The organism is Bartonella grahamii ATCC 700132 (assembly GCF_000518085.1).
GTDB classification, from domain to species: Bacteria; Pseudomonadota; Alphaproteobacteria; order Rhizobiales; family Rhizobiaceae; genus Bartonella; species Bartonella grahamii.
Genome location: NZ_JACX01000001.1, coordinates 268,518 through 294,734 on the forward strand (window position 1 = coordinate 268,518; position 26,217 = coordinate 294,734).

At 38.5% G+C, this 26,217-nt stretch carries 18 protein-coding genes; 13 read left to right on the plus strand and 5 right to left on the minus strand.

Annotation, left to right across the window (positions count from 1 at the left end; translation table 11 throughout):
• Positions 1-172: 172 nt before the first annotated feature.
• The 3 genes from U736_RS0101070 to U736_RS0101080 all read left to right on the plus strand — a co-directional run bounded on the left by U736_RS0101070 (position 173) and on the right by U736_RS0101080 (position 2,878).
• The gene (locus U736_RS0101070) at positions 173-1,102 is read left to right on the plus strand and encodes a prephenate/arogenate dehydrogenase family protein (protein WP_015857076.1); all 930 of its coding nucleotides are present in this window, start codon (positions 173-175) and stop codon (positions 1,100-1,102) included.
• Positions 1,103-1,513: 411 nt separating this feature from the next.
• On the plus strand, positions 1,514-2,380 hold the full coding sequence (locus U736_RS0101075; RefSeq protein WP_015857075.1) for a YihY/virulence factor BrkB family protein: 867 nt from the start codon (positions 1,514-1,516) through the stop codon (positions 2,378-2,380).
• 21 nt (positions 2,381-2,401) lie between these two features.
• Complete coding sequence (locus U736_RS0101080) at positions 2,402-2,878, plus strand: YaiI/YqxD family protein (RefSeq protein ID WP_015857074.1); 477 nt, start codon at positions 2,402-2,404, stop codon at positions 2,876-2,878.
• 2 nt (positions 2,879-2,880) lie between these two features.
• Here the strand turns inward: U736_RS0101080 and U736_RS0101085 are convergent, their stop codons facing one another.
• Positions 2,881-3,576, minus strand: a complete 696-nt coding sequence (locus U736_RS0101085) for a TlpA disulfide reductase family protein (RefSeq protein ID WP_015857073.1) — start codon at positions 3,574-3,576, stop codon at positions 2,881-2,883.
• 32 nt (positions 3,577-3,608) lie between these two features.
• On the opposite strand from U736_RS0101085, the gene argH reads away from it, so the two are divergent.
• The 5 genes from argH (at position 3,609) to U736_RS0101115 (ending at position 10,063) form a co-directional block, all read left to right on the plus strand.
• Positions 3,609-5,009, plus strand: coding sequence for an argininosuccinate lyase (gene argH, locus U736_RS0101090; protein WP_015857072.1), 1,401 nt, complete (start codon positions 3,609-3,611; stop codon positions 5,007-5,009).
• Between the two features lie 51 nt (positions 5,010-5,060).
• Positions 5,061-5,240: an LPS translocon maturation chaperone LptM gene (gene lptM, locus U736_RS0101095; RefSeq protein ID WP_015857071.1), complete on the plus strand. Its 180-nt coding sequence runs from the start codon at positions 5,061-5,063 to the stop codon at positions 5,238-5,240.
• Positions 5,241-5,249: 9 nt separating this feature from the next.
• Entirely contained in the window at positions 5,250-6,524 is a 1,275-nt protein-coding gene (lysA, locus tag U736_RS0101100; protein ID WP_015857070.1) for a diaminopimelate decarboxylase, read from the plus strand.
• A 116-nt stretch (positions 6,525-6,640) separates the two neighbouring features.
• Positions 6,641-9,070 (plus strand): TIGR02302 family protein, encoded by a 2,430-nt coding sequence (locus U736_RS0101105; protein WP_015857069.1) that lies wholly within the window; start codon positions 6,641-6,643, stop codon positions 9,068-9,070.
• A 222-nt stretch (positions 9,071-9,292) separates the two neighbouring features.
• Positions 9,293-10,063, plus strand: coding sequence for a class I SAM-dependent methyltransferase (locus U736_RS0101115; RefSeq protein WP_015857068.1), 771 nt, complete (start codon positions 9,293-9,295; stop codon positions 10,061-10,063).
• A gap of 144 nt (positions 10,064-10,207) precedes the next feature.
• Here U736_RS0101115 and U736_RS0101120 read toward each other — a convergent pair whose 3' ends face one another.
• The 3 genes from U736_RS0101120 to tsaD all read right to left on the minus strand — a co-directional run bounded on the left by U736_RS0101120 (position 10,208) and on the right by tsaD (position 13,813).
• Entirely contained in the window at positions 10,208-10,888 is a 681-nt protein-coding gene (locus U736_RS0101120; protein WP_015857067.1) for a response regulator transcription factor, read from the minus strand.
• 785 nt (positions 10,889-11,673) lie between these two features.
• The gene (locus U736_RS0101125; protein WP_015857066.1) at positions 11,674-12,108 is read right to left on the minus strand and encodes an EVE domain-containing protein; all 435 of its coding nucleotides are present in this window, start codon (positions 12,106-12,108) and stop codon (positions 11,674-11,676) included.
• Between the two features lie 610 nt (positions 12,109-12,718).
• A complete protein-coding gene (tsaD, locus tag U736_RS0101145; protein ID WP_015857065.1) occupies positions 12,719-13,813 on the minus strand; it encodes a tRNA (adenosine(37)-N6)-threonylcarbamoyltransferase complex transferase subunit TsaD in 1,095 nt (364 codons plus the stop codon).
• 385 nt (positions 13,814-14,198) lie between these two features.
• On the opposite strand from tsaD, the gene U736_RS0101150 reads away from it, so the two are divergent.
• The 4 genes from U736_RS0101150 (at position 14,199) to U736_RS0101165 (ending at position 19,324) form a co-directional block, all read left to right on the plus strand.
• Positions 14,199-15,383, plus strand: a complete 1,185-nt coding sequence (locus tag U736_RS0101150) for a mitofilin family membrane protein (RefSeq protein ID WP_015857064.1) — start codon at positions 14,199-14,201, stop codon at positions 15,381-15,383.
• Positions 15,384-15,394: 11 nt separating this feature from the next.
• On the plus strand, positions 15,395-16,954 hold the full coding sequence (locus U736_RS0101155) for a heme biosynthesis protein HemY (protein WP_015857063.1): 1,560 nt from the start codon (positions 15,395-15,397) through the stop codon (positions 16,952-16,954).
• 145 nt (positions 16,955-17,099) lie between these two features.
• Positions 17,100-17,846: a glutamine amidotransferase gene (locus U736_RS0101160; RefSeq protein ID WP_015857062.1), complete on the plus strand. Its 747-nt coding sequence runs from the start codon at positions 17,100-17,102 to the stop codon at positions 17,844-17,846.
• A 422-nt stretch (positions 17,847-18,268) separates the two neighbouring features.
• The gene (locus tag U736_RS0101165) at positions 18,269-19,324 is read left to right on the plus strand and encodes a DUF2125 domain-containing protein (protein WP_015857061.1); all 1,056 of its coding nucleotides are present in this window, start codon (positions 18,269-18,271) and stop codon (positions 19,322-19,324) included.
• Positions 19,325-20,374: 1,050 nt separating this feature from the next.
• Here U736_RS0101165 and U736_RS0101170 read toward each other — a convergent pair.
• Entirely contained in the window at positions 20,375-25,084 is a 4,710-nt protein-coding gene (locus U736_RS0101170; protein WP_015857060.1) for an NAD-glutamate dehydrogenase, read from the minus strand.
• Between the two features lie 273 nt (positions 25,085-25,357).
• On the opposite strand from U736_RS0101170, the gene U736_RS0101175 reads away from it, so the two are divergent.
• Positions 25,358-26,014, plus strand: coding sequence for a carbonic anhydrase (locus U736_RS0101175; RefSeq protein WP_015857059.1), 657 nt, complete (start codon positions 25,358-25,360; stop codon positions 26,012-26,014).
• The last annotated feature ends 203 nt before the right edge of the window (positions 26,015-26,217 follow it).

Sequence of the window (26,217 nt, forward strand, 5' to 3'; positions counted from 1 at the left end):
AAATGATCTGTTGTCAGCTTGCGCAGGTGGTGATTGGTAAACTGCGTTATTCTTTATTCTCTAGTTGTCGTTTTTTAATGTTTTACGCATAATTCTTGAACAAACAGACAGGAAAATTATGATTTTACAATTGTCTTTATTGCCATTTGCAAAGAATCTTTGAAGGTGAAAGATGCCCCATATTCAATTTGAAAAAATAGCGCTCATTGGGATCGGTCTGATTGGATCTTCTTTAGCAAGGGTGATTAAAAAGAAAAATCTTGCGGCTCAAATTTCTATTGCAACACGTCGTTCAGAAACCCTGAAAAGAGCACGCGAATTGGAGCTTGGGGACTTTTATACGACAGATAATGCAAAAGCTGTTGAAGGAGCGGATTTGGTTATTGTTTCTGTTCCTGTTGGGGCGAGTGCAGAGGTGGCAAAAAATATTCATGATCATTTAAAACCTGGAGCGATTGTGAGTGATGTTGGTTCTACGAAAGCGTTGGTTATTGCGGAAATGGCACCTTTATTGCCAAAAACGGTTCATTTTATTCCAGGGCATCCAATTGCTGGAACGGAATATTCAGGACCGGATGCTGGTTTTGCTGATTTATTTATGAATCGTTGGTGTATTTTAACGCCTTTTGCTGAGAGTGATGCTGCGGCTGTCGCACAATTGACAGCGTTTTGGGAAGCTTGTGGTGCGTGTGTCGAAAAGATGGATCCTAAACATCATGATCTTGTTTTGGCTATTGTTTCGCATTTGCCGCATTTGATTGCTTATAATACTGTTGGGACAGCGAGTGATTTAGAAAAAGTAACAAATTCAGAAGTCATTGCTTATTCCGCTTCTGGTTTTCGTGATTTTACACGTTTAGCATCTTCTGATCCTGTTATGTGGCGCGATATTTGTTTGCATAATAAGGATGCTATTTTAGAAATGTTGAGCCGTTTTAGTGAGGGGCTTGCTTTTTTAGAGCAGGCAATTCGTTTAGGAGATGGTGAGACATTGTTTAACTTTTTTACACGTACGCGTGCTGTACGTCGCAATATTATTGATGCTGGACAGGAAATTGATGCTCCTGATTTTGGACGTCAGAGTGTTTCTAAAAAAGGGTGAATAAAAGCAAGGTTTTTTTGTTAAATTTCATTGGTTTTTTTTAGAAATCGATAAGAAGTTTTTTCTCTATTCAGTCATAGATTGCAATAAATAAAGAGTGGCGATTGCTTCGATACAGATAACCATGACTTCAAAAGGTTTTATGTGTGCAAGATTATCGTGCTTAACTCTCTATAGGGCATATGATGTACAGAAGAGGTTACTGATCTATAGAAGAGACAAAAAAATGAAGTCGTTGTAGAATTTCATATAGTGGGTTGTTGTTTTTGTTTTAGTATAAAGTCAGGCTTGACCGTATTGATTATTGCCATTTATATTGCAACATCGGAAAATGTTTGTTTGCAGAGTTTTGATGTTTTTTATAAAGCTTGAAATAGACAGAGGAAGAGTTTTACCAGAAAGTATAGAGATTTGTTAAGAAATATCTTTTGGTATAGCTATCGTATCCTTGTTGACGCAGTAAGCCATTATTGGCGTGATAATGGGAGTGCTTTTGCAAGCCATGTCGCGCTCTCTGGGCTTTTAGCATTTTTCCCTTTTTTTATTTTTGGAACTTCTCTTGCCAGTTTTCTTGGTGCTTTTACATATACACCGCAAAAAATCAAAGCTTTGGTGCAGTTATTACCAGATGTCATTGCAGAGCCTTTATCTCAGGAAATTATCAATGTTTTAACCATACAGCGGGGAGGAGTGTTGACAGTTTCTGTCATTGGAGCGGCTTATTTTGCCTCTAATGGGGTAGAGGCGTTACGTACAGCTTTAAATAGAGCTTATCGTGTTGTTGATCGGCGTAGCTTGTTGTTTTGTCGTTTTCAAAGTTTGTTTTTTGTGATTCTTGGAGCTGTAGGTCTTATTGTGATCAGCGTTTTGTTGATTTTAACACCTCTGCTTATCAAGATTATGCAAAATCATCCTTTTTTCATTACAGAATATATCGGTGTCATTCGTCTATGGCGTTACATAATCGCAGCGGTTGTTCTCTTTGTAAGCCTTTTGATTGTTCATAAATGGCTACCAGCAGAGCGGCGGAAGTTTATAGATATTTTACCAGGAATTGTACTGACAATGTTTGTATGGTTTATGGCTTCAATTGCTTTTGCTCAATATTTAACAATGTTTGATTATATTTCTACCTATGCAGGGTTAGCATCTATTATGGTTGCTATTATTTTTCTTTACATATTGAGTGCAATTTTTATTTTGGGAGGAGAAATAAACGCGGCGATAATGTTTCATCGCAAGCATTTGCAACATTCAGATGAATATGAAAGAACTTAACTATTGCGTGAAAGCCAAGGTATGAATATCCCAATAAAGCCTGCTATCACTTTGTTGATTGATGCGGATGCTTGTCCTGTAAAAGATGAAGTTTATCGTGTGATGAATCGTTATCAGCTTAAGACATTTATTGTAGCAAATCGTTTTTTGTCCCTTCCAGATGAAGCGCTCATTGAAAGAGTGGTCGTTGCTGGTGAATTCAATTGTGCTGATGATTGGATCGTAGAACATGTGCATGAGGCAAGTATCGTTATTACCAGTGATATTCCTTTAGCAGCACGGGTTGTGCAAGCTGGGGGTTTTTGTCTTTCGCCAACGGGGCGTTTTTTTGATGTAAATTCAATTGGTCAAGCTCTGGCGATGCGCAATTTGATGGAAGATTTGCGGGGACAGGGCAGTATAACAGGTGGTCCCCGTCCTTTTTGTCGTAAAGACCGTTCTGCTTTTTTATCAGCACTGGATCTCGTTATACAACGTTTAAAAAGACGCGGTTATTAAAGTTATAGGGCTTCTTTTATAACAGCTTTTATAAGTGCTTTGGCATCGTCATTGGCCCATGGGGCTGCACCATTGAAGGAAGCAATGAGATATCCCTCTTTATCGATGAGAAATGTAATGGGGAGTCCTAAAGCAAGCCCCTGTTTTCTAACATTGTTGAAAATATCCATTGTTTCATCGCGATAGTAAAGCAAATTATCCGCATGAATATTCTGTAAAAATTGCTGAATTTTTTCAGGAGAAGCAGTTTTATCGATATTAATAGCTATGACATCAAAGTTTTCTCTACCTAATTCATGTTTTAATTGCGCAAGTTCGGGCATTTCTGTGCGGCAAGGTGCACACCAAATAGCCCATAGATTGACCAGCATCGGTTTTCCAGTAAATTCGCTGAGTGTGTGCTCTTTTCCTTGAATATCCTTGAAAGAGAGTTTCTTCATATCTGAGGGCGTATCAGAAAATCGTACGTGGCTAAAAAAGCCCTTTGCTGCTTTTCGGATTGCCATCATTTTTTCTTCTCGTGTTTTATCAATGTTTATTTTTTGTGCTTTTGCTGCTGAAATGAAATTGAAAAGGAAAGACTCTCTTTTGTTATCGTAGTTTGTGGTTGCGTATAAACTCAATGCAATGATAAAGAATGCAAGGGAGAATTGCCTTTTTTTATTGTTTTTTTCGCTGATGAAAATTTGAGAAATCATAATTATGTCCTTTGTATGGGTGTTTTCAGAATATGACAGATGAGATGTTAAAGAACCAAATGTGGGGTGGTCGGTTTGCGGCAGGTCCTTCTGCAATTATGGAAGAAATTAATGCCTCAATTGATTTTGATCAAAAACTTTATCGACAAGATATTGAAGGTTCCCTTTCTCATGCGGCTATGTTAGCGCAAACGAAAATCATTTCACAATCAGATTATAAAAAAATTGTTCATGGTTTGAAACTTATTCGCCAAGAAATTGAAGACGGTAAATTTGTTTTTTCACGAAAGCTTGAAGATATTCATATGAATATTGAAGCGCGGCTGAGCGAATTGATTGGTCCTGTAGCGGGGCATTTGCATACAGCGCGTTCACGCAATGATCAAGTTGCTGTTGATTTTCGCTTGTGGGTGCGTGAAGCAACGCAAAAGATAGCACAAGCTTTAAAAGGATTGATAGAGCAATTGCTTATTCGAGCAGAACAACATGTTGATACCTTTATGCCAGGCTTTACGCATTTACAATTGGCTCAACCGGTAACATTTGGCCATTATATGATGGCTTACGTTGAAATGTTTGGTCGAGATTTATCGCGGATGCGTGATGCTCTTGAGCGCATGAATGAATCGCCTTTAGGGGCGGCTGCTTTAGCGGGGACAGGCTTTCCAATTGATCGTTTTATGACAGCAAAAGCGCTAGGTTTTCGAGAACCAACACGCAATTCGATTGATAGTGTTTCAGATCGTGATTTTGCATTGGAATTTTTAAGCGCTGGCGCTCTTTGTGCAACACATCTTTCACGTTTAGCAGAAGAAATAATTCTTTGGTCAAGTGAACAGTTTTATTTTATTCGTTTATCAGATGCTTTTTCAACGGGTTCGTCTATTATGCCGCAAAAGCGAAATCCTGATGCTGCCGAACTTGTGCGGGCTAAAGTGGGACGGTTGAATGGCGCATTAATGGGGCTGTTAACGGTGATGAAAGGGTTACCCCTTGCTTATTCAAAGGATATGCAAGAAGATAAGGAATATATCTTTGATGGGGCTATGAGTTTGGAATTATCACTAGCAGCAATGACAGGGATGATTGCTGATTTGCAAGTTAATAAAGAAGCTATGAAACAAGCCGCTGATTCTGGCTATGCAACTGCAACCGATTTTGCTGATTGGCTTGTACGCGAATCAGGGATTCCTTTTCGCGAAGCACATCATATTACAGGGTGTGCTGTGGCATTAGCAGAAAAAAAACAGTGTCGCCTTCAGGATTTATCATTGGATGAACTTCAAGCAATTTGTCCTAATATTAATGCGACACTTTTTGATGTTTTGACCGTTGAAAAATCTGTTGAAAGTCGCAAAAGCTTTGGGGGAACAGCACCTTCAGAGGTTCTTCGGCAAATTACGTATTGGAAAAAGCGTCTTGTGAGCGCTTGAGTGATTGTATTTTAAAGGTAAAAAAGAGATCGAGATGAGGAAAGAGGACAGATGAAAATTATATTAAAGGGGTTGATGATTGTCCTTTTAGGAGGCGTTTGTGTCGCTGGGTGTGGGCGTAAAGGGTCATTGGAAATGCCTCTTACAAGTGTGGAAAAGTCTGTGCAAGGAACATCTGTTACTCAAAGTGAAGATGATAAACCTTTTATTCTTGATCGTTTGATAAAGTAGGAGGAAAGTGTGGATTTTTTCTCTTACCATCAAGGTATGCTTCATGCTGAGGGTTGTTCACTTGCTGTTCTTGCGCAGGAGGTGGGGACTCCTTTTTATTGTTATTCCGCCAATGCATTGGTTACACGTTTTAAAGACTATAAAAAGGCATTTCAAGGGATGCCTAGTCTGCTTGCTTATGCGGTTAAAGCCAATTCTAATCAAGCAGTTTTACGGCTTTTAGCGAACAATGGAGCGGGAGCTGATGTGGTTTCAGAAGGGGAATTACGGCGCGCCCTTGCTGTTGGTATTCCGGCACATCGTATTGTTTATTCTGGTGTTGGTAAAACCATGAGAGAGATAGATTTTGCTCTTGCTCAGGATATTTATTGTTTTAACGTTGAATCAGAGCCGGAACTTGAACAGTTATCTCAACGTGCTGTTGCGCTTTCAAAGATAGCACGTGTTTCATTGCGCATTAATCCAGATGTTGATGCAAAGACCCATAAGAAAATTACAACAGGAAAATCTGAAAATAAATTTGGTATTCCATTGTTGTTGGCAAGAGAGGCTTATAAAAAAGCGGACTCTTTACCTGGATTGCAGGTTTGCGGTATTGATATGCATATTGGCAGTCAGATTTGTGACTTAAAGCCATTTGAAGAGGCATTCTTTCTTATTGCAGATTGTGTGCGTCAATTGTGGAGCGATGGTTATGCAATAACGCATATAGATATCGGTGGTGGGCTTGGTATTGCCTATGGTTGTGAACAACATACTGTACCTTCTCCTTTTGATTATGCTGCGCTGGTAAAGAAATATATTGCTCCTTTAGGGATTAATATTGTTGTGGAGCCGGGGCGGAGCATTGTGGGTCAAGCTGGTGTACTGATGACATCTGTTCTCTATTTAAAAAGGGGACAAGGGCGGAATTTTGTTATTGTAGATGCGGCGATGAATGATCTGATGCGTCCAACGCTTTATGATGCTTGGCAAAATGTCGTCCTTGTGAAAAAAGCAGCAAAAGACGCTCCCCTTATTCGTGCAGATATTGTTGGTTCTGTTTGTGAGACTGGCGATTATTTAGCATTAGATCGTTGCTTGCCGATTTTGGCACCTGGTGATCTTTTAGCAATTACGCAAGCTGGAGCTTATGGTGCTGTGATGGCGAGTACTTATAATAGCCGACTTTTGGTCCCAGAAGTTCTCGTTCAAGATACGTGTTATGCGGTTGTTCGTCCACGTCTTGATTATGCTCAATTGATGGGATGTGATCATATTCCTGATTGGGTTGAGAATTCTTAAGTGTTTTTGGTCTTATTTTTACTAAACTTTGATGAAACAATTTATTTTCTAGAAATTGTCTTGTATGGGGTTTATGATCTTAATGCACCACGATAAAAGGGGATAAATGCTTGTTTATGAAAAATAAAAACATCAAAGGCTTTGCAATGAAGCTTTTGTGTGTGCGCATTTTGATGTGGGGAATCCTTTCATTTGAACGGATGTGGGTACGGTTGTTGCCATTTTTCCTCGTTGTTAGTCTCTTTTGTTCGTTTAGCTGGTTGGGACTTTTTGGCATTTTGGGCTATTGGTCACATTTGCTCTTACTTGGGGTTATACTTGTTTGTGCTGGGGCGAGTTTATTTTTTCTTGTTCGTTTTCGGTTTCCCACAATACGGGAAGTGAATTGCCGTCTTGAACGCGTCAATGATCTTAGACACCAGCCTTTGAATATTCAGACAGATCGTTTATGTTCTGAAAATGATGAAGATTTTAGTGCTGTTATTTGGCGTGAACATCAACGCCGAATGGCAAAACAATTATACCATTTAAAAACTGGATTTATCTCTCTTAATAGTGCGGATTATGATCCTTTGGCTTTGAGGGCTTTGTGTGTTCTTCTTTTTGTTTGCGCTTTTAGTTTTTCTTTTGGTTCACAAGGGGGGCGTTTGGCTGATGCCTTTGATTTTCGCCCTGTTGTTGATGAAAAATTCATGCGGATTGATGCTTGGGTAACACCACCTGCTTATACCGGTGTGGCACCGATTTATTTGACAAAAGATGAGAAAACACAACTAGAAATCCCTGAAGGGAGTAATGTTGTTGTGCGTGTTGTCAATGGGGCTGGCGTTACAGTAAAAGCAAAGTCTGTAGAAGATGGGAGGGAAGTTTCGTTTTCAGAGAAAAAGGAACAAACAGCTTTGAATGATCCAATCGCTCATTTTGAAACACATTTAAATCATTCAATGAATTTAGTTGTATCATCACGTCGTAAAAAACAGCAGTGGCATTTGCAGATAATCAAGGATACGCTTCCGACAATTCATTGGCTGGAAAAACCAGGGCGGATTTTAACGGGATCGTTAGAGTTACGATATGTGGTGGATGATGATTATGGTGTGACAAAGGCTTTTGTTGAAATAGAGCCTTTTCTTTCTCAGAATAAAAGTGCTTCCTCTCTTTATAATGCTCCGGAAATAGAGCTTCTTCTTCCGCGTGGTGGAAAGGGGAAAATGCGGATGGTGCAAGATATATCAGCGCATCCATGGGCGGGTTCGCAAGTCAAAATTACTTTGGTGGCAGAAGATGGTGCTGGGCAGAAAGGGCGTAGCAAAACTTTTGTTATGACATTACCGCAACACGTTTTTTCAAATCCTGTTGCGCGTGCGGTGAGTGAATTGCGTCGTTTATTAGCGCTTGATGCTTCTGCGAGAGAGCGTGTATTGGATATGCTTTCTGCTTTGCTTGTGCGTCCAGAAAAAGGTTTGCAAAATGTCAAGCATTTTCTTGTTCTACAAAGTGCGTGGACAAGACTTTCTTTAGCACAAACAGAAGAGGATTTGCGTGATGTGGTGGATTATTTATGGCAAATTGCTTTGGGTATTGAAGATAATCAGCTTGAATCCGTGCAAAAAAATTTAAAACAAGCACAAGCTGCTTTACGTGATGCATTGCGTTACGGTGCTTCAGCGGCAGAAATTGAACGCCTTATGGCAGATTTACGTCAAGCTATGGATGAGTATATTCATGCTTTGGCTGAAAAAGCACCAGATACTCAAGTTTCTAAAAATTCTAAAAGCTCAAAAAGTCCTAATCTTTCTGAAGCTACATTACAAGAAAAGCTAAATTTAATTGAGGAAATGGCTAAAACGGGCTCTTCTTTAGCAGCTGAACAACTCTTGGCGGAAGTTGAACAGACGCTTGATCATTTGCATGTGCAAAAAGGCAATCAAAATGAGGGAGAAAAAAGCCAATCTGCACAAATGAAAGAAAAGATGGACCAGCTTGGAGATTTAATGCGTCGTCAGCAAGAAATTCTCAATGAAACACATCAGTTAGAGATGGAACAAAAACGCGGAGAAAATGTGCCGGAAACACAGAAAAAATCTTTAAAAAAACGTCAAGCTGAATTGCAGTCTGAATTATCAACATTAGAAAAAGAATTATCAGAACAAGGATTTGAAACAGGAGGCGCATTGAAAAGGGCGGAAGAAAAAATGAATTCTGCGGAAAATGCTCTTGATAATGGAAATCATCAGGTATCTATACAAAATCAGTCTGACGCTTTGGAATCTTTGAGGCAAGGTGCACAAAATGTTTTGAAAAAAATGCGCGAAACACTCAAAGAAACGGGAAATGATCAAAATGCTGATTCTGGTCCTAAAGATCCGTTAGGACGTCCACTTTCTTCAAAAACAGGTGAAGAACAAGAAGGTGAGGCACTACCACAAAAAAGTGATCAAATGCGTACGCGGCAGATTTTGGATGAAATTCGCAAGCGTCTTGGTAAAGAGCATATTCCAGAAGAAGAAAAAAACTATCTTGAAAGATTGCTTCATTTTAATTAACCAGTGTTGGCTTTTTTCTTAATTGATGTCAGAAACAGTGTATGAAGAACCTCTATGGGGTTCATCTCCAAGAAAATGATTAAAGCGCTTGTAACGCAATAATCATCCTTTTGTGCTGATTTTTTAATCATTTAAGTTTAAAATATGAAATATTGAAATGTTCGCTGTTGCGGAAAAAGAGCAGAAGTCCATATAAGTTTGGTATATGAAAATCTGTAATGTTTGAAATTTGTTTCTACATGGTATGTTGAGTTGGATATCGTTACGCTGAAAGATTTTTATGCTTCTGCACTTGGGCTGCGTGTGCAAAAGACGCTGTGTGACCAATTGAATTTATGGTGGCCTGATCTTACAGATAAACGGATTATGGGGTTGGGTTATGCACTTCCTTATCTTTCTACATTGCGTGAACGTGCCCAACAATGTTTTGCTTTTATGCCAGCTTCCCAGGGTGCTTCGCCTTGGCCTTGTGCTGAGCAAGTTGCTACAGCGCTTGTTTTTGAAGAAGATTTGCCGCTTCCTGATGCGTCAGTTGATTGTATTTTATTGGTACATGCATTAGAATATACAGAAAATTCATTTGAAACGTTGAATGAAATATGGCGTGTTTTAGCACCCAATGGCCACTTGATCGTTATTGTACCTAATCGCTCTGGCTTTTGGGCGCGCAATATTACTACGCCCTTTGGTTATGGCGAGCCTTATAGTCGGCAACAAATTACTCGTTTGTTCGAAAAAACAAATTTTGTTTCTGGGCCAATACAAGAAATTGTACATTATATGCCTTCTACGGGTTATGTTTCGCGGTTGTTCTCATTTTTTTATGAGCCATTTGTACGCTATCTTTTGCCTTATTTTGGGGGACTCTTAATGTGTCAGGCACAAAAACGTGTTTATCAGGGTTTGCTGGTACAGCGTCGTCAATCGCGACGTGTTTTTATTCCTGCTTTATCACCACAAGTGCGAAATATTTTAATTTATAAAGATAATTAATCATTTTGCCATTGGCATAAGAACCGCAAATATAGAAGGATTTTCTTATTTCAATTTTTGCACATTATATGTGAAGGTTTTTTTCATCTCGTTTTTGTTTTCATTTAAGATATTAAAATTATTTTTGAAACAGTGAATCTCGAATTAAAGATTTAAACGATAACCATTTTGATCTGTCATGAGAATTTGTGCATTGGAGGGATCTTTTTCGATTTTTTGTCGCAAACGATAGATATGGGTTTCTAAAGTATGGGTGACAATATTTTCATTATAACCCCAAACTTGTTCTAACAATGTTTCACGGCTGACAATTTTATCATTGGCATAATAGAGACATTTAAGAATTGCTGCTTCTTTTTCTGTGAGACAGATTTTATTGTCGCATTGATCAAGAAGAAGTTTTTGTTTCAGTTTAAAAGTATAGGGGCCAATATGAAAGGTTGTGTCTTCATTTTGTTCATATTGACGCAACTGTGCTCGAATTCTCGCTAATAACACAGCAAAGCGAAAAGGTTTTGTCACATAATCATTGGCGCCTGTTTCAAGATCTAAAATATTATCGCAGTCTGTATCATGATTTGTTATCATGATAATGGGGGCACGAAATCCTTGGGTGCGTAATTGTTTCACGGCTTTGAAACCATCAAGATCAGGAAGTTCAAGTCCCAAAATAGCGAGATCAATATTTTCTTCTTGGATTATTTTCATTCCCTCTTCTGCTGTTTTTGCTTGGAAAATTTCAAACTCTTGATGCATTTGCAATTGTTCTACTAAAATGGGGCGTAGATCATTGTCTTCAACAATTAAAAGAGTATAGTGGTTCATGTTTTTCCTTATAGGCATGTTGATGAACTGATTGTAGTTTCGTGAAAAATGAGATTTCATGCAAGAAAAATTAAAAGAGGAAAATTAAAAAAGAGCGTTTCTAAAAAATAAACTTTTATAATTTCTATGGTTGCTTGCCGAAAAGAAGGTATTTCCGTCTGCAGAGTATTTTACGTATTGGTTGGAAGCGTTTGTTTATGCTCTAGAACGTGTTTTAGCCATTGAGTGTCATCATCTTTACGCTTATGGAGAAATAAAGCCGGCACTATCATACACTTTGCCAGCTCGTGGGTGTTGCGGATAGTCCTTGGCACTTGAGACTCTTCATAAGAGGAATTTTTAGTCCTTTCTTTCACGTTTTTTATCCATACGGGACTTTTCCTGCTTGTAATGTGCAAGAAAATAGCTTTTGATTGATTTAATATAAACAGGTTGGGAATGAGAGAATCCTGCGGTATGAGGGGCTCTCATCCAACATGTAAAACAATGAACACTCAATATGATGCGTTTTTTAAGCGTGAAGATAACTGTGCAACACCTAACACATATGCACTGTTTAGGAGAATTTCACGGTCATTTTTATTGTTTTTTATCCACGTTCAGTTTTGTTTTTTCGTTGCATTTGTGTGCGAGGGGTTTTTGTGTGTGATGTTCGTGGTGTTGCTTATTATAAGCGTTGAGTAAGCTTTGCATTTAGCAATGCCGAAAAGATGCATCATAAAGAGATTTTTTGTGCAATGCTATGAAGCATTTTTTATATGAGTTAATGAATAAAAATTATTGTTTTAAGATACAAGCATTTCCCTCTTAAGGTTCCCCATCAAACAAACTTCTTTCCATTCATCTTCTGTCACAGGTTGCACTGATAAGCGGCTGGCTTTAACCAGTACCATATTTGCTAGTTTGGGATTGGCTTTAATTTGTTTTAATGAAACAGGTGTTGGCATGTCACAAAGTGCACGGATATCCACACATTCCCAGCGTGGATCAGAGCTTGTAGAATCAGGGTGTGCTTCAGCACATATTTCTACAATGCCTACAATTTCTAAACCTTTATTTGAGTGATAAAAAAAACCTTTATCGCCATATTTCATGGCGCGCATATTATTACGGGCTTGATAATTGCGTACACCATCCCATTGTTCGCCATCAGCTCCTTTTTTCTTTTGCATCTCCCATGACCATTTATGGGGTTCAGATTTAAAAAGCCAATAAGCCATGAGTTCTCCTTTTTCATAGACTGTTATGCATTCATCATATGCATTTTTATAAGCATCTTTGTAACACCATCAACGATGATTTTTAAAATGGGGTAAAGAATGGGCATTATCTGTTTTTTCTTGTTTCAAAATAACGTGTAGCAGAGAAACGCGATTCATTGATATTTCATGTTGTATAAGGGTATTTTGCTCTTTGCTTATCTTTTCAGCTATGGTTTGAAATGCGGTCACTATAAGAGTTTGTTGGAGAAAATTAAGAAAATTGATTCTAAAAAGTTTCAAGATTACAACGGCAATGAAACAAATAGATGATCAAAGATGATGAAGTCAAAGAATGGCTTTCATATCTATACTTCGTGGGAGAGAATAGATCTTATTATGCCGTAAAATACCGTCATTTGAAGTGTAATGATATAAGGCAGTTTTTTGAAACATGAAATTTTTAGAATGTGTGGTGCATATTTAGGTTTGCGTGTCGAGCTTTGGGTTAAGTGAATTGTGTGAGTGGGAAGCAGGTGGAATTCGCTCGATAGGGAATTCGGACTATCTACAGACCGGATTGAGTAGAAATCTTCGTTCTTTAAGATGTGTGTGGGGGGCGTCAGTTTTATTATGCTTTTGTTCCACGGCGTCCCATCCCGATCAAGGGCGTGGCTTTTTCATCTAATGGCCAGCGTGAGCGGGGTGCAATGTCAAGAGAGCTTGTTTCTCCTCGTGCGAGTTTTTGTGCACCGGCAAAAGCAATCATTGCAGCATTATCGGTACACAAGGAAAGAGGAGGGGCTATAAATTCAAAACCATGTTGATAGGCAAGTTCTTGCAACGTAGAACGAATGGCTTGGTTTGCGGCAACACCGCCTGCGACAACCAAAGCAGGAGAACGCTTTCCTTGATCATGAGAGAGAGGATATTGGTGGGTAAAGTGTTGTAGGGCTAGATGAATACGATCATGTACTGTATCGGTCACGGCGGCTTGAAAACTTGCGGCAATGTCAGCAATATCATTTTCTGTAAGAGGAGCTATGGCTGTTGCGGCTTGTCGAACAGCAGTTTTGAGTCCTGAAAAAGAAAAATCTAACCGTTTTTCACCTTTTAAAGGGCGTGGAAGGGGGATGCGATTTTTATCACCAAATAAAGCTGCTTTTTCAAGTGCTGGTCCACCAGGATAAGGAAGACCTAAAAGTTTTGCAGTTTTATCAAAGGCTTCTCCTAATGCATCATCAATGGTGGTTCCTAAACGTTGGTAGTTACCTACTCCATGAACAATGATTGTTTGTGTATGACCCCCTGAAACTAAAAGTAATAAATAAGGAAAGCTGACGTTGTGCGTTAACACAGCTGTTAAAGCGTGTCCCTCTAAGTGATTTACCGCAATAAATGGTTTGCCAGTGGCAAGAGAGAGTGCTTTTGCGCTCATAACGCCTACCAATAATCCTCCTATCAAGCCTGGTCCACTGGTGGCTGCAATGCCATCAATATCTTTTAATTTTGTGTTTGCTTCTGTTAGTGCTTGCAGAATTAAATGATCAAGAACTTCAACATGGGCACGAGCAGCAATTTCAGGAACAACACCGCCGTAAGGTGCATGGTGATCAATTTGGCTCCAAACAACATTGGAAAGAATTCGGCTGTTTGATTCATTGTTATATTCAATGACAGCCGCTGCCGTTTCATCACAACTTGTTTCTATTCCCAGCAGACGCATTTTAAACAAAACCTTATATTGAAGCTTCTTTCCTGCGTGCGTACCATGAACAGAAAAAGATGCAAAGTATTTCTCTTAGAATTGATTTTTCTATGAAAAAATATGTGTTTTGGCATTTTCTTTGAATTTCATGATATTGTTGATTTAAAAATAAAGCTGTATTTTTGAGTATAAAATGCAAATGTGTTTTTTAAAACTTGTCTATTAAAGTCTATAATTGTAAATATTATTGAGCAAAATGATATTTGGAAAATTTCTATAAAGTTATACTCTTTATAAAAAGAATGTAAAACAAACGAAGATATCTGAGAAAAGCTTCATTTTTAAAACTTTTTTCATTTTATTATTTTATCATTAAAAAAAGTGTGCACAAAAAGTGACAGAGATGGTCGATTCTTCAAAACCAAAAGTTAAAACACATTATGCTGGTACGCGCCGTAAGAAACCAGTTATTGAACATGAAGCTGTTCCCCATGATTCAGAGGAAAAAATCCACAATTCTGTAGAGTCTCATGCGCGAGAAAAACAGAATATGCAAGGTCAGGATAAAAGTAGCTCTCGTACAACTTGGCTTTTCTTGTCCCTTTCTGGGATTTTGGGGGGATTCATTGCTTTGGGAATTTTTATGGGGCTTCAATGGGCTGGTCTTTTTCCTTCTTCTTTTGTGGAAAATTCTGCTGGAGGGGAAAAAGCTTTGCAGATTGCTGAAGCCGCAAAAAATCAAGGTGAAGACACAAAGGAACAATTGAGACGGGTGTTTCAAGAAATCGATGCGTTAAAAACAGAGTTTTCTTCTTTTTCATCACAACAGTTTAAAACAACGAAAAACGATGAACTATCGAAAGAAGAAATCAAAAAAGCTTTTGCGATTTTAGAGGAAAAAGTAAAAGCTCTTGAAGAAACTGTACAAACTTTTGTTAGAGAGTCGAAAGAGATAGAGACGGCTTTGTCTGTTGGGCAGAGCAATGCAAATGATCTTGCTGCATTAAAACAACAGTTAGAAGCTATACAGGAAGAAACTGCTGTTAAAAATAGTGAGAAAAGAGAAATAGATACCGCACTCTTTACAGCAATTAGTTCATTAAAAAATGCTATAGAGCGTGGTGGATCTTATAATAATGAATTAAAGCTGTTACAGCAATTATCGCCTTCAATTGATGGACTTGATGTGTTGCAAAAAACAGCTACTGTGGGTCTTCCAAGTTCAGCACAACTTTCTGTTGATTTTTCTCATGTTGCCGATGCAATTGTTGGTACGCAAAATATTGTTGCGTCAGATGCTGGTTTTTTTGACCGAATTTTAGCGTGGATAAAAGGGCTTATTGTTTCGCGACCGATTGGCAATGTTGAAGGGACGACGCTGGGGGCTATTGCGGCACGCATGGAAGTTGCTATTCAAGCTGGTGATTACGAAAAGGCTTTGAGCGAATGGCAATCATTGCCACAAAGTGCAAAAGATGTTTCAATGGATTTTGTTAAGCAGCTTGAAAGACATATTGCTATTCAACAGTTGTTGCAGCAATTGTTATTGTCTGTGCAACAAGGATCTTTTAAGGCAACAAAGATGTAAATAGGCCCAAGATGATACGTGTTTTTATTTATACTTTTGTTGTTTGTATCCTCGGTTTAGCTTTCGCGTGGGTTGCTAATCACAATGGTATTTTTGTTCTTACATTTTTGCATTTCAGATTTTCTGCTTCATTGCTTACAGTGTTAAGTGTGCTTATTTTGCTTTTTGTAACGCTGGTGCTTTTATGGTGGTTATTGTCTTTCTTTTTTTCCTTACCGAGTGCTCTTTCCAATTATTTGTATAAACGTCATAAAAAGCGCGGTTATGAAGCTCTTTCAAAGGGAATTCTTGCAACTTTTGCTGGTGATAGTATGGTTGCGCAAAAAATGGAAGCACAGGTTGCTAAATATCTTGCAGGGAAACAAGAGCCATTGGTAAAACTCTTACAAGCGCAAACCTTGTCTTTACAAAATAACTCTGTTCGCGCCATCGGTCTTTATGAGGGGATGAGAAAGGAAGATTCGACAAAATTGGTTGGACTTTATGGTTTGTTTTGTGAAGCGATGAAGAGTAAAGCTTATGAGGCAGCGCAACAATATGCCGAAGAGGCGCTGACTTTATCGCCAGCACTTTTATGGGCGCATCAGGCGGTGCTTGATCGGTTAAGTACTGAGGGTAAATGGGATAAGGCACTTGCTATTTTTGAAAGAGCGCAAAAAGCTCTCCCGCGTTCTGTTCGCGCGACTCCAGAGCGGCAGCATATACAGGTTTTACTATTAAGTGGGCAGGCACTTTCTTTGTTTGATACACATCCTGTACAAGCGCGTGAAGCCATTTTGAAAGCCCATAAATTGGCGCCTGATTTTGTTCCAATAATAGTTATTGCTGCTGATATTCTTTATAAGTTAAATGAAACGCGTAAAGCGGATAAAATGATTATAGCGGCTTGGCAAAAGGATCCTCATCCTGATTTGGCGGCGCTTTATCTCGAAAGAGAAGAAGGAGCTATTGGGCGATTGAAAAGGGCTAGGACACTTGCTTCTTATAATAAAGATGCATTTGAATCGGCTTTCCTTATTGCTAAAGCAGCTTTAGATGCTGGTGAAACAGCAATAGCGAGAGAGCAGGCAAAAAAAGCATTACAATATCATCCACGGGAAAGTGTTTATTTATTGTTGGCAGATATTGAAGAGGCACAGGGAAACAATCAAGGTGCTGTGCGTCAATGGCTTTCTTTAGCACTTCGTGCTGAACGTGATCCAGTATGGATGTGTGATGGGTCCATTTTTTCTTCTTGGTCAGCGGTTTCTCCAATCAGTGGACGTTTGGGCGGTTTTGAATGGAAGGCGCCTCCCTGTATGCCTTCTCTCACATTAGAGGCGGACAATATTGTGCCGAAAAAGCAAGACAAAGAGTATGTTACGGGGAAAAGTGATGGTGTTGAAGATAAGAAACTTGAAAAATTAACACCTATAGATGATTCTCTTTTGCATAATGTGCAGGTGGAGAAACAAGATATAAAAGAACAAGATGTAAAAATGTTCAGTCAAACCCACTTAAATGTTGATGATCCAGGGGTTAAAACAGAAGAAGAAACATTTTTATCGAGGAAAAAATTTCGTTTATTTTAAATTGCACCAATGTGATAATGCGAATGTTTTCTCAGAAGAAACAATTGACCTAGAAGAAAAAATATCGTTAGTCTTGTCCAATAAAATTATTCTCTTATGCTTTAAAAATGAAGTTTTGCTTGGTTGCAGAGGTGATTGGTTAAAAATGTTTTTAAATCAGAGATGTCTTGATAAAAAACAAAAAAATAACAAACCAAGGATTGCTGTTGTTATTCATCGGCGGTCTACCTATACTGGTCGTTTAGGAAAATTTTTACAACAAAATGGTTTTGTTCTTGATATTTATCGTCCTATTTTTGGACAAAAACTCCCTGATACATTAGAGCATTATGCCGGTGTTGTTATTTTAGGGGGACCGATGAGTGTGAATGACAGCGAAGCCTATATTGGTGAGGAAATTGATTGGATTTCGTTATCATTAAAGGAAAATAAGCCTTTTTTGGGTATTTGTCTTGGAGCACAAATGTTAGCGCGAAATCTGGGGGGGCGCGTTGGTACAAGAAGTGATGGGACTGTTGAAGTCGGCTGGTATCCACTAGAAGCAACCCCTCAAGGGAGGGAATTGATGAATTGGCCAGAAATGGTCTATCATTTTCATGATGAAGGTATTTATGATTTACCGAAAGAGGCAATGCTTTTGGCAACAGGGCATACATATCCTACACAAGCTTTTCGTTATGGAAACAATGCATGGGGTTTGCAATTTCATGCTGAGTTTACACGTGCTATGATGCGGCGTTTGGTCGTGCGTTCGGCACATAAATTGACTGAAAAAGGTGCTCAACCTGCTTGTGCACATTTGAAAGGTCGTTTAATTTATGATCAAGCTTTAAGCCAATGGTTTGAAGGTGCATTACGACAGATTTTTTGTGTACCGCCCGCATTTGTGTGAGTGTTAGAAACACTATTCATTATCGTTCTTGTTGTGCTGTAAAACAGTATCGTTTAAGGTAGAGATAGAAAACTCATGTAAAACTTTACACATGAGGTATTTTTTGTTAGAAAGTGTAACGGATTTTCTTAAAAAGATCTTGGTGGGTGGACTTATGAGATACTGTACTTTAGAACGATGTATAGGAACTCCTTGAAGTGATCATTAGATAAAATCCGGTCGATTAAGAAGTTGGATTGTTTATAAACTGACTGTGGTTAAGAATCTTTGTCCTTTTTAGGGTGGGGAGGAAGTTAAGAGATAAAGAAAGTTTTAATGTTGTCTAAATCCTTTCAAATACCGTCATCACAAAAGAGATTTTCTTTGAGCTATTTAATTTGTGGGCTCGTTTGTCTTGCTCTGATATTTATTTATAGCGCACTCTGGTTTTTTTTTCACGTAAAATAGAAGAGCAAGTTTCTGATATATTTGCAAAAGCGTCTTCCTATAATATGGCGGCGATATGTGAGAATGTGCGCAAGGATGGTTATCCTTTACGTATCGGTGTTGTTTGCGACAATTTTCAATTTTCTTGGCCTTTACATGGGGTTTCTTTATCGACGGGGCGTTTGACGGCTGGTGCACCAATTTATGCACCTCATTTGGTCGAGTTTAATGTTCATTCTCCTGCATCAATTGTTTTTTCCGGACAAACTTCCATAGTATCGCGTTGGCGCAATTTGGTTATTGAAACAGAACCTTATTGGAAAACGGGTAAAACATTGAAGTTTATAGCTGAAGGGCTTGAAATTTCACCTCTTTCCTCTTCCCTTGAAGATCAAAAGCCTCAAGAAGCATTAGGAGCACAAACAACAGATAAAAAAACGACGCAGGAAAATGTAGAAGATCAAGCATCTTTGCAAAATACGCATGACATAATTACTCAGCCGTTAGAGACAAAAGATACGCCTCAAAAAATAACGGCAGAATTTTTGCGCTTTGATCTGAAACATGAAAATAATGATTTATTGGGAAATATAACTTTTGACGGTTTTGATGTTTCTCTAGTTTTTACATCTTCTTTTGTTGATGTCCCAAAAATTGATGGTAACTTGAAAGTGATTTTAAATGACATCTCTTTTTTGTCTGAAGATGAAGGGAAAAATTGGCAACAGCGACTGTATGGAAAAAGTGGGCTTTTAAAGCAAGGTGAATTGACTTTTCATACAGGTGGTGGGTTACGTATTAGTGGACCTTTTTCTTTTGATGAAGAAGGATATTTGACAGCAGAATTCGAACTTGTCCATATTCAGCCCATGAAGCTTCTTAACACTTTGCAGCGCTTATTTCCCGCGCAGGACAATAATCTTCAAGCGTTATTTTTTATTTTGGGTGCACTGCCTAAAAATGCCGATGGCGCTCCCGTTCTTCCCTTGCTCATTAACAATGGGTGGGTAAAATTAGGTTTTTTAAAACTTGGTCGTCTCGCTCCACTTTAGGTTTTGTACCCAAGCCTTTTTTCATTTTTACCACCAAATTTCGATTTTTTCTGATTTTCACACTTTTTTGCAATTTTAGAGTGTCAAAATCTATTTTAACAAAATGCGTATTTAATGGTAAAAAATAGCTGTAAAAATAAAAAATTACCACTTACTCCTAACTAATCCCACCTCTTTTCACTTAGTACAAAATCTTATGTCAAACTACATATAGCAACAGTGTTTGTGTGAAAAAAGTGGCATTTTAAAGTATGCTGAATTGCCTTTTTATACAGGTAGTGTGGTGCCGTGTTAGGAACCTTTTTTCTTTATGTATGGAATTTTGAGCATATTGCAGATGTCTGTTTAGAGTGACCTTTGAAATAGGTAAAACAGCCTAGTTGGATAAGAATATGAAGTTGTAAAGGGGGAAATGGACGTCCATCTTTTCATTTATGGAGTAAGAAGCTAAGGGGGGCACCATCATATTTATATTTTCCCACTCCTAATGTTTCTACAGCTTTTGGCATTTGAGGTGGTTTATGAGGGGCATTTAGTTCTTTCTTTAATATTTTTTATCTATACGGTTTTCCCATTTGCAATATGCAAGGGGAAATGCGTTTAGTTGATTGAATATAAACAGATTTGAAATGAGACAAACTTAGAATATCAGCTTCTCCTTCAACATAAAAATAATAAAATTATGATTGTAAATCAACATATTATATTTTTATGTTGAAGGATGTTTGACAGTAAAATTTGAATTTATTTTTTATTTTAATTGCTTTGTCTAAAAATGCGGGATAGCGCCTCCGTTCTTTCCTTACTGATTAGTCATGGATAGATAGAAAGGGGGCTATTTTGTACTGCTTTTAAGACTGAAAATTGATGTTTTTAGGGTGGGAAATCAATCCTGTTGTCGTTTTGAAATTGTTGCAAACATTCTATTGTGATAAATAGCAAGATTCTTATTTTGGGTACTATGTATAAAATGCAAACTTCCGCTCCATCTTGGCTGGTTTACTGTGGTGGGATAGAACGGGAGATTGAGTGGGTCGTTTTGTATTTGCTTTAGGTTTGAAAGCCAGTATTTTGTAGTTGAGAAATTAATCCTGCTGCAAAAGTAAAACGAGAAATATTGAGATCATTTTCAATAAGGGCACTAATGTGGTTTGTAATTTTGTGAATATGATCTTCTTCTGTTTTTTTCCAAGTGTCAAAAGGATCTTTTTTCTTTCCATAATTTTTGAGGATTTTCATAACGATTTGCCGTAAGCTTTCAGAAACATTTTCTTTTGCTTGGCTTAAAGCCATACTATCATAATAATCTACTACAGGAATTATACGACTTGCTTCGTTAATGCGGTTTATACGAATGATTTGCGCAAGTGAAAAATAGATCTCTGCGGTTTTAATAAGATCACTGTTGCTTTTTTTTGCAATTAAAGAAATATCACAGATTGTTGAAGCAGCTTCTAAGAGAGCTAATTGTTTCGCTAATGCTTTTGGTGCTCCCTCTTCGTTGTAGTGTACTGCTTTTTCTTCAATCTTTTGCTTAATATCGTTGTCGTGAGAATGCATAAGCTCTTGTTCAATAACGCTACGGGCTTGCTTTATTGTTTTTACAATTTCTTCTAATGGACGTGAGAGATCTATGTTGTGTAAACCCCAATTGGTTGTTTCAAAGAGCATTGGGGTCATTGCTGCGTAGAATTTGTTTTGGACAAGACCGGGTATTTTATTATCAAGCTTATCAATTTGCTCAGACAATTGAGGAATTTCAAAACCATCGCGAATGGCAATGAAAACGCGAATAATATTTTCAGCTTTTTGTTCTGTTGCATCGTGTAGTCTATTAACAAAAGTGGGGCCTCCACGATTTACAATATCGTTGGCAATCAGCGTTGCTATAATATTACGACGCAATTGATGGTGAATGACTTCCTTCTTAAAATTTTCTTGAATTTGTGTTGGAAAATAGTTCAGCAAGGTTGTATTGAAATAGTGATCATCAACAATGGGGCTATTAGCAATTTCTTCTTTTAAGGTTAATTTAGCATACGCAAAAATAACAGCGAGTTCTGGACGGAGAAGACCTTTGCCTTGGGTTGTTCTTTGTCGTAAAATTTGCTCATCAGGGAGTATTTCAACTCTACGATCTAGAAGCTTTTTTTGTTCTAAATCGTGCATAAAGCGTATTTGATAGGGCAAATCAGTAGTGCTTTGATTTTCCGCCAAAGAAAGAGCAAGGGGTTGTAGATAATTGTTGCGCAAGACGAGTTGCTCGACTTGAGGTGTCATTTTTTTCAAGAGCTTATTGCGTTCTTCGCGGGTTAATGTTTTGGCGCGTAGTGCTGATGCAAGAACAATTTTGAGATTGACCTCAATATCAGAACAATTCACACCAGCAGAATTATCAATGGCATCCGTATTGCATCGACCACCATTTAAGACATATTCAATCCGTCCACGTTGTGTAACACCAAGATTAGCCCCTTCGCCAATAATTTTTGCACGCACTTGCTCTCCGGTAATGCGTATCGCATCATTTGCACGATCACCTACTTGGGCATCATTTTCTGTTGCAGCGCGGATATAAGTACCAATGCCGCCGAACCATAAAAGATCAACAGGGGCTTTGAGAAGAGCAGAAATAATTTCAAAGGGTGTTCCTGTTTGTTTTTCAAAACCAATGGCTTGTGCTGCTTCAGGTGAGAGAGTAATGGTTTTTTCTTTTCGTGAGAAGATACCACCGCCCTTTGATAATTTGCTTTGATCGTAATCTTGCCAGCTGGAGCGAGGAAGTTTAAAAAGGCGCATACGCTCTGCATAGCTTTCGTCTATGCTTGGATCTGGATCAATAAAGATATCTCGGTGATCAAAAGCAGCAATCAATTTTGTTTGTTTGGAAAGCAGCATCCCATTACCAAAGACATCGCCAGACATGTCTCCAACACCGACACAGGTGAAGGGCGTTGTTTGAATATCTTGATCAAATGTTTCTCTAAAATGTCTTTTGACAGCTTCCCATGCACCTTTGGCTGTAATACCAATGGCTTTGTGGTCGTAACCTGCTGAGCCTCCAGAGGCAAAAGCATCATCGAGCCAAAAGTGATTTGCTTGGCTGATGGCGTTGGCGGTATCAGAAAAAGTTGCTGTTCCTTTGTCTGCTGCGACAACAAAATAGGGGTCAGGGTCATCATGACAGATAACATTGGGGGGAGAACTGATTTTGCCGTTAATCAGATTGTCTGTGATTGAGAGCAAAGCTGTGATAAAGTCTGTATAAGCTTGTCGTGCTGCTTCTACGATGAGAGTACGGTCATTTGTTTGGGGAAGCCGATGAGGATAGAAACCACCTTTTGCACCTGCAGGAACGATAACCGCATTTTTAACTTGTTGGGCTTTGACTAAGCTGAGGACTTCGGTGCGATAATCTAATGCACGGTCAGACCAACGAATTCCGCCACGAGCGATAGGTCCAAAACGCAAATGCACCCCTTCAACTTCCGGTCCATAAACAAAAATTTCTCGGTAAGGGCGTGGTTCAGGCAAACCCTCAATTTGGCGCGGATTTAATTTGGTGGCTAAAATACGCCGAGGACTTCCATCGTCAAGAGGCGTAAAGGCATTCGTTCGTAAACTCGCATCGATAAGGTTGCAATAACGGCGTAAGATGAGATCATCATCTAAACCAGATACTTTCCGTAATTTTTCTCCAATACGCTTTTGAATAACCTGTTGCCTTTTTTCCCGTTCTTTTTCTGTATGGCTTTGGTGAAATTTTAAATGAAATAAAGTATAAAGATCTTGGGTAATGTCAGGATAAGCATTTAAAGTTTGGGCAACGCGATCTTGCGAATAAGGAATACCAGCTTGCTGGAGATAGCGCCCATAATGGCGCAAAATAACAATTTCATACCAATCAAGTTCAGCTGTTTGGGTGAGCGCGTTAAAAGCGTCATTATCAGCATTTTGTGCCCAAATGGCCTCAAAGGTTTCGGCGTGTTTTTGACCGTTTTTTTCAAAATCGATACAGAGCTGGAAAGTGCTTTCCAGCTGCATATCATGAAGATACACAGAGTGCCCATAGCCATCTGGTAATTCAAGGGTTTGTTCGGCAATAACGCGAAACCCCATGTTTTCAAGGAGTGGTACACGTTTGGAAAGGGCAAGAGCTTCATGGCGGTGAAAAAGCCGAAGAGAAATAGCGCGTTTTTCTTTGTTTTGTGCGTGATAAAAGTTCACGAAAAGGGGCTTCTCATCATGAAGATTTAAAATATGTCCGGCATCGTTAATAGCGTCTTCAGTTGAAAATAAATCACGATAACTGTTGGGAAATTCGCTGGCTAGACGTGTTTGTTGCTCTGTTGTTTTCTGAGCAAGAGCGATGGCTTGAACGCTGTCTTCCCAACTTCGTGCAATCGAACGTACATGTTGTTCAAGTGTGGAGCGCTCGTGAAGGGGAACAGTTTCGTTTCCTTTGCGATGGATGATGTAATAGACACGTATAAGGGTGCTTTCCAAAAATAGCGGATAAGATTCAAAAAAGTCGCCTTTATAGAGCTCAACAAAATGTTCGCCAACTTTTTCACGCAGGCTGCTGCTATATTGGTCACGCGGTACGTAGACAAGGATAGAAACAAAGCGCCCAAAAGAATCAGTGTGGGCAAGAACCCGTAAACGTGGGCGCTCATCTAATTGTAGAATAAGTTTAGTGTTTTCTGTCAATGTATCAACATCAGAGCGAAACATTTCATCTCTTGGATAGGTTTCTAAAGCACTGATGAGTGCTTTTCCTGAATAATCGGTGTGATTGTGTCCAAGACGTTGAATAATAGTTTGGGCTTTTTCTTTTAAGAAAGGAATTTGCAAAATAGAACGTGTATAAGCTGAGGAGGTAAAAAGCCCTACAATGCGTAATTCTCCACAGAGTTGTTTTTCTTTATCAAAGATTTTAAGACCAATATAATCGAGCCAGACAGAACGGTGAATTTTGGAGCGGCTGTTAGCTTTTGTCACGATAAACAGATTATCGCTTTCCATGAAGGATAAAACTTCTTGAGGAGGTTCTTTCATACTTTCATCGTCAACAATATGAATAGAAGCATCCGTGAGTATACCAAGTTCAATATTACTCGCTGTAAAGGATTTTAGGGGTTTTTGGTCTTTGATGAAGTTGTAGGTGCGCATACCAAGGAAAATGAAATTATCGTCCATTAGCCAGTGAAGAAATTCAATAGCTTTTTCGCCTTCTTGTTTGTAGTGCGGGGGAAGACTTATTTGGTAGGCATGAATATGCTTTTTAACTTCTTCAAGCATAGGCTTCCAGTCTTGTACAGCAGCATTAACCTGTTCAAGAACTAAGGTGAGTTCATTTTCAAGTTTTTGTACTTGCTGTTTGTTTAATGACTCGATGTGAATTTGCATCAGACTGATGCGTTTTCCAGAAGCACAATCAAGAATAGGATGCGCAATCAAATAGATATGGTTTTTGTGTTGATTGAAAACATTTAAAATAGAATCGAGAAGGAAGGGTTTGTTATCATTGACAAGCGTGATAGCGGTTATAGGCTTGTTGTTACGGGTCAAATTTTGTTCAAAGTAGATAGTATTTTTTCCCGTCTGATGGAGATTAAAAGCTTTTACTGCGACGGCTGCGGCTTTTTGAAGTTCTTTATTTTCGTAATAAACAATATCTTCTTCATCGGTTTGAGCAAAAAGGATTTGTTCTATTTTATCTTGGGTGTTTTTTGTCTCTGTTTTTTTTGGTTGCAACACATCCACTCTCCCTTTTTGCTCTTAGGGGTCTTCTCTTCTTTATTGAAAGCTGACCATCATATTTTTGTATACTGTAACACCTTCTTCCTGAAGAAAACAGCTCTTTATTTGGAAAGAATGAGTTTGTTTTTGCTATTTTTTAGTAATAGTTTGTACTTTAAAGAAATATTTTACGTCAGAGAAAGGGCATTTTTAGTATTTTTGTATGTTAATAGTTTGTTTTTTTAAATATACAAAATGTAAAGTAAAAAAAGAAGCAGAAGTAAAGAGAGAATGGCGCGTTTACCAGCAAGACTTTTAAGTGGTTACCAAAATTTTATAAACAATCATTTTTTATATAAAATAGCACATTATCAGCAATTGGCGACTGAAGGGCAGAAACCTGAAGTTTTGGTCATTGCTTGTTGTGATTCGCGTGCAGTGCCAGAAATGATTTTTGATGCTAAGCCAGGGGAAATCTTTACCTTGCGCAACGTGGCAAATGTGGTTCCTCCTTTTTCTCCTGATGATCAATATCACGCAACATCAGCAGCTCTTGAATATGCTGTACAATTGCTCGAGGTGAAACATATTGTCGTTTTTGGTCATGCCCATTGTGGAGGCATTCGTACTGCTCTTAAGGAGACATGTAAATCTTTATCATCAAATGATTTTATTGGTCAATGGATAGGTCTTTTAGCACCAGCAGCAGAAATCGTTTTGAATAATAAGTCGCTGTCTTGGCCAGAAAAACAGACGGCATTAGAGCAGCTTTCTATTCGCCATTCGTTGAGAAATTTAGAGACGTTTCCGTGGATAAAGCTTCGCAAAGATCAAGGTTTTTTGACATTGCACGGGGTTTGGTTTGATATCTCTAGCGGGAAATTATGGAGTATGGAACAGGAAACAGGTTGTTTTATGCGTGTTGAAGTTGAAAGTTTTGAAGTATAGTATTTGCTGTTTTTATTTCTTCGTATAAAAAGACATTTTATGATAAAACTTGACAAAGCTGGGGTTTTATTGTTTGAAGGAGCAAGCTTTCAGTGACAAAATTAACTTGGAGCCACCGACTGAGACCCCAGTTTAAGGGTATAAAGAGATCTCAGAGGTCAACATCCGACGGCGCGATGCGTTCTCGGATGCTATTTTGGTTT

Coding starts and splice junctions, on each gene's coding strand:
- U736_RS0101070 (WP_015857076.1), top strand. CDS start 173: ATGCCCCATATTCAATTTGAAAAAATAGCGCTCATTGGGATCGGTCTG.
- U736_RS0101080 (WP_015857074.1), top strand. CDS start 2,402: ATGAATATCCCAATAAAGCCTGCTATCACTTTGTTGATTGATGCGGAT.
- U736_RS0101085 (WP_015857073.1), bottom strand. CDS start 3,576: ATGATTTCTCAAATTTTCATCAGCGAAAAAAACAATAAAAAAAGGCAA.
- argH (WP_015857072.1), top strand. CDS start 3,609: ATGACAGATGAGATGTTAAAGAACCAAATGTGGGGTGGTCGGTTTGCG.
- lptM (WP_015857071.1), top strand. CDS start 5,061: ATGAAAATTATATTAAAGGGGTTGATGATTGTCCTTTTAGGAGGCGTT.
- U736_RS0101105 (WP_015857069.1), top strand. CDS start 6,641: ATGAAAAATAAAAACATCAAAGGCTTTGCAATGAAGCTTTTGTGTGTG.
- U736_RS0101120 (WP_015857067.1), bottom strand. CDS start 10,888: ATGAACCACTATACTCTTTTAATTGTTGAAGACAATGATCTACGCCCC.
- U736_RS0101125 (WP_015857066.1), bottom strand. CDS start 12,108: ATGGCTTATTGGCTTTTTAAATCTGAACCCCATAAATGGTCATGGGAG.
- tsaD (WP_015857065.1), bottom strand. CDS start 13,813: ATGCGTCTGCTGGGAATAGAAACAAGTTGTGATGAAACGGCAGCGGCT.
- U736_RS0101150 (WP_015857064.1), top strand. CDS start 14,199: ATGGTCGATTCTTCAAAACCAAAAGTTAAAACACATTATGCTGGTACG.
- U736_RS0101155 (WP_015857063.1), top strand. CDS start 15,395: ATGATACGTGTTTTTATTTATACTTTTGTTGTTTGTATCCTCGGTTTA.
- U736_RS0101160 (WP_015857062.1), top strand. CDS start 17,100: ATGTTTTTAAATCAGAGATGTCTTGATAAAAAACAAAAAAATAACAAA.
- U736_RS0101175 (WP_015857059.1), top strand. CDS start 25,358: ATGGCGCGTTTACCAGCAAGACTTTTAAGTGGTTACCAAAATTTTATA.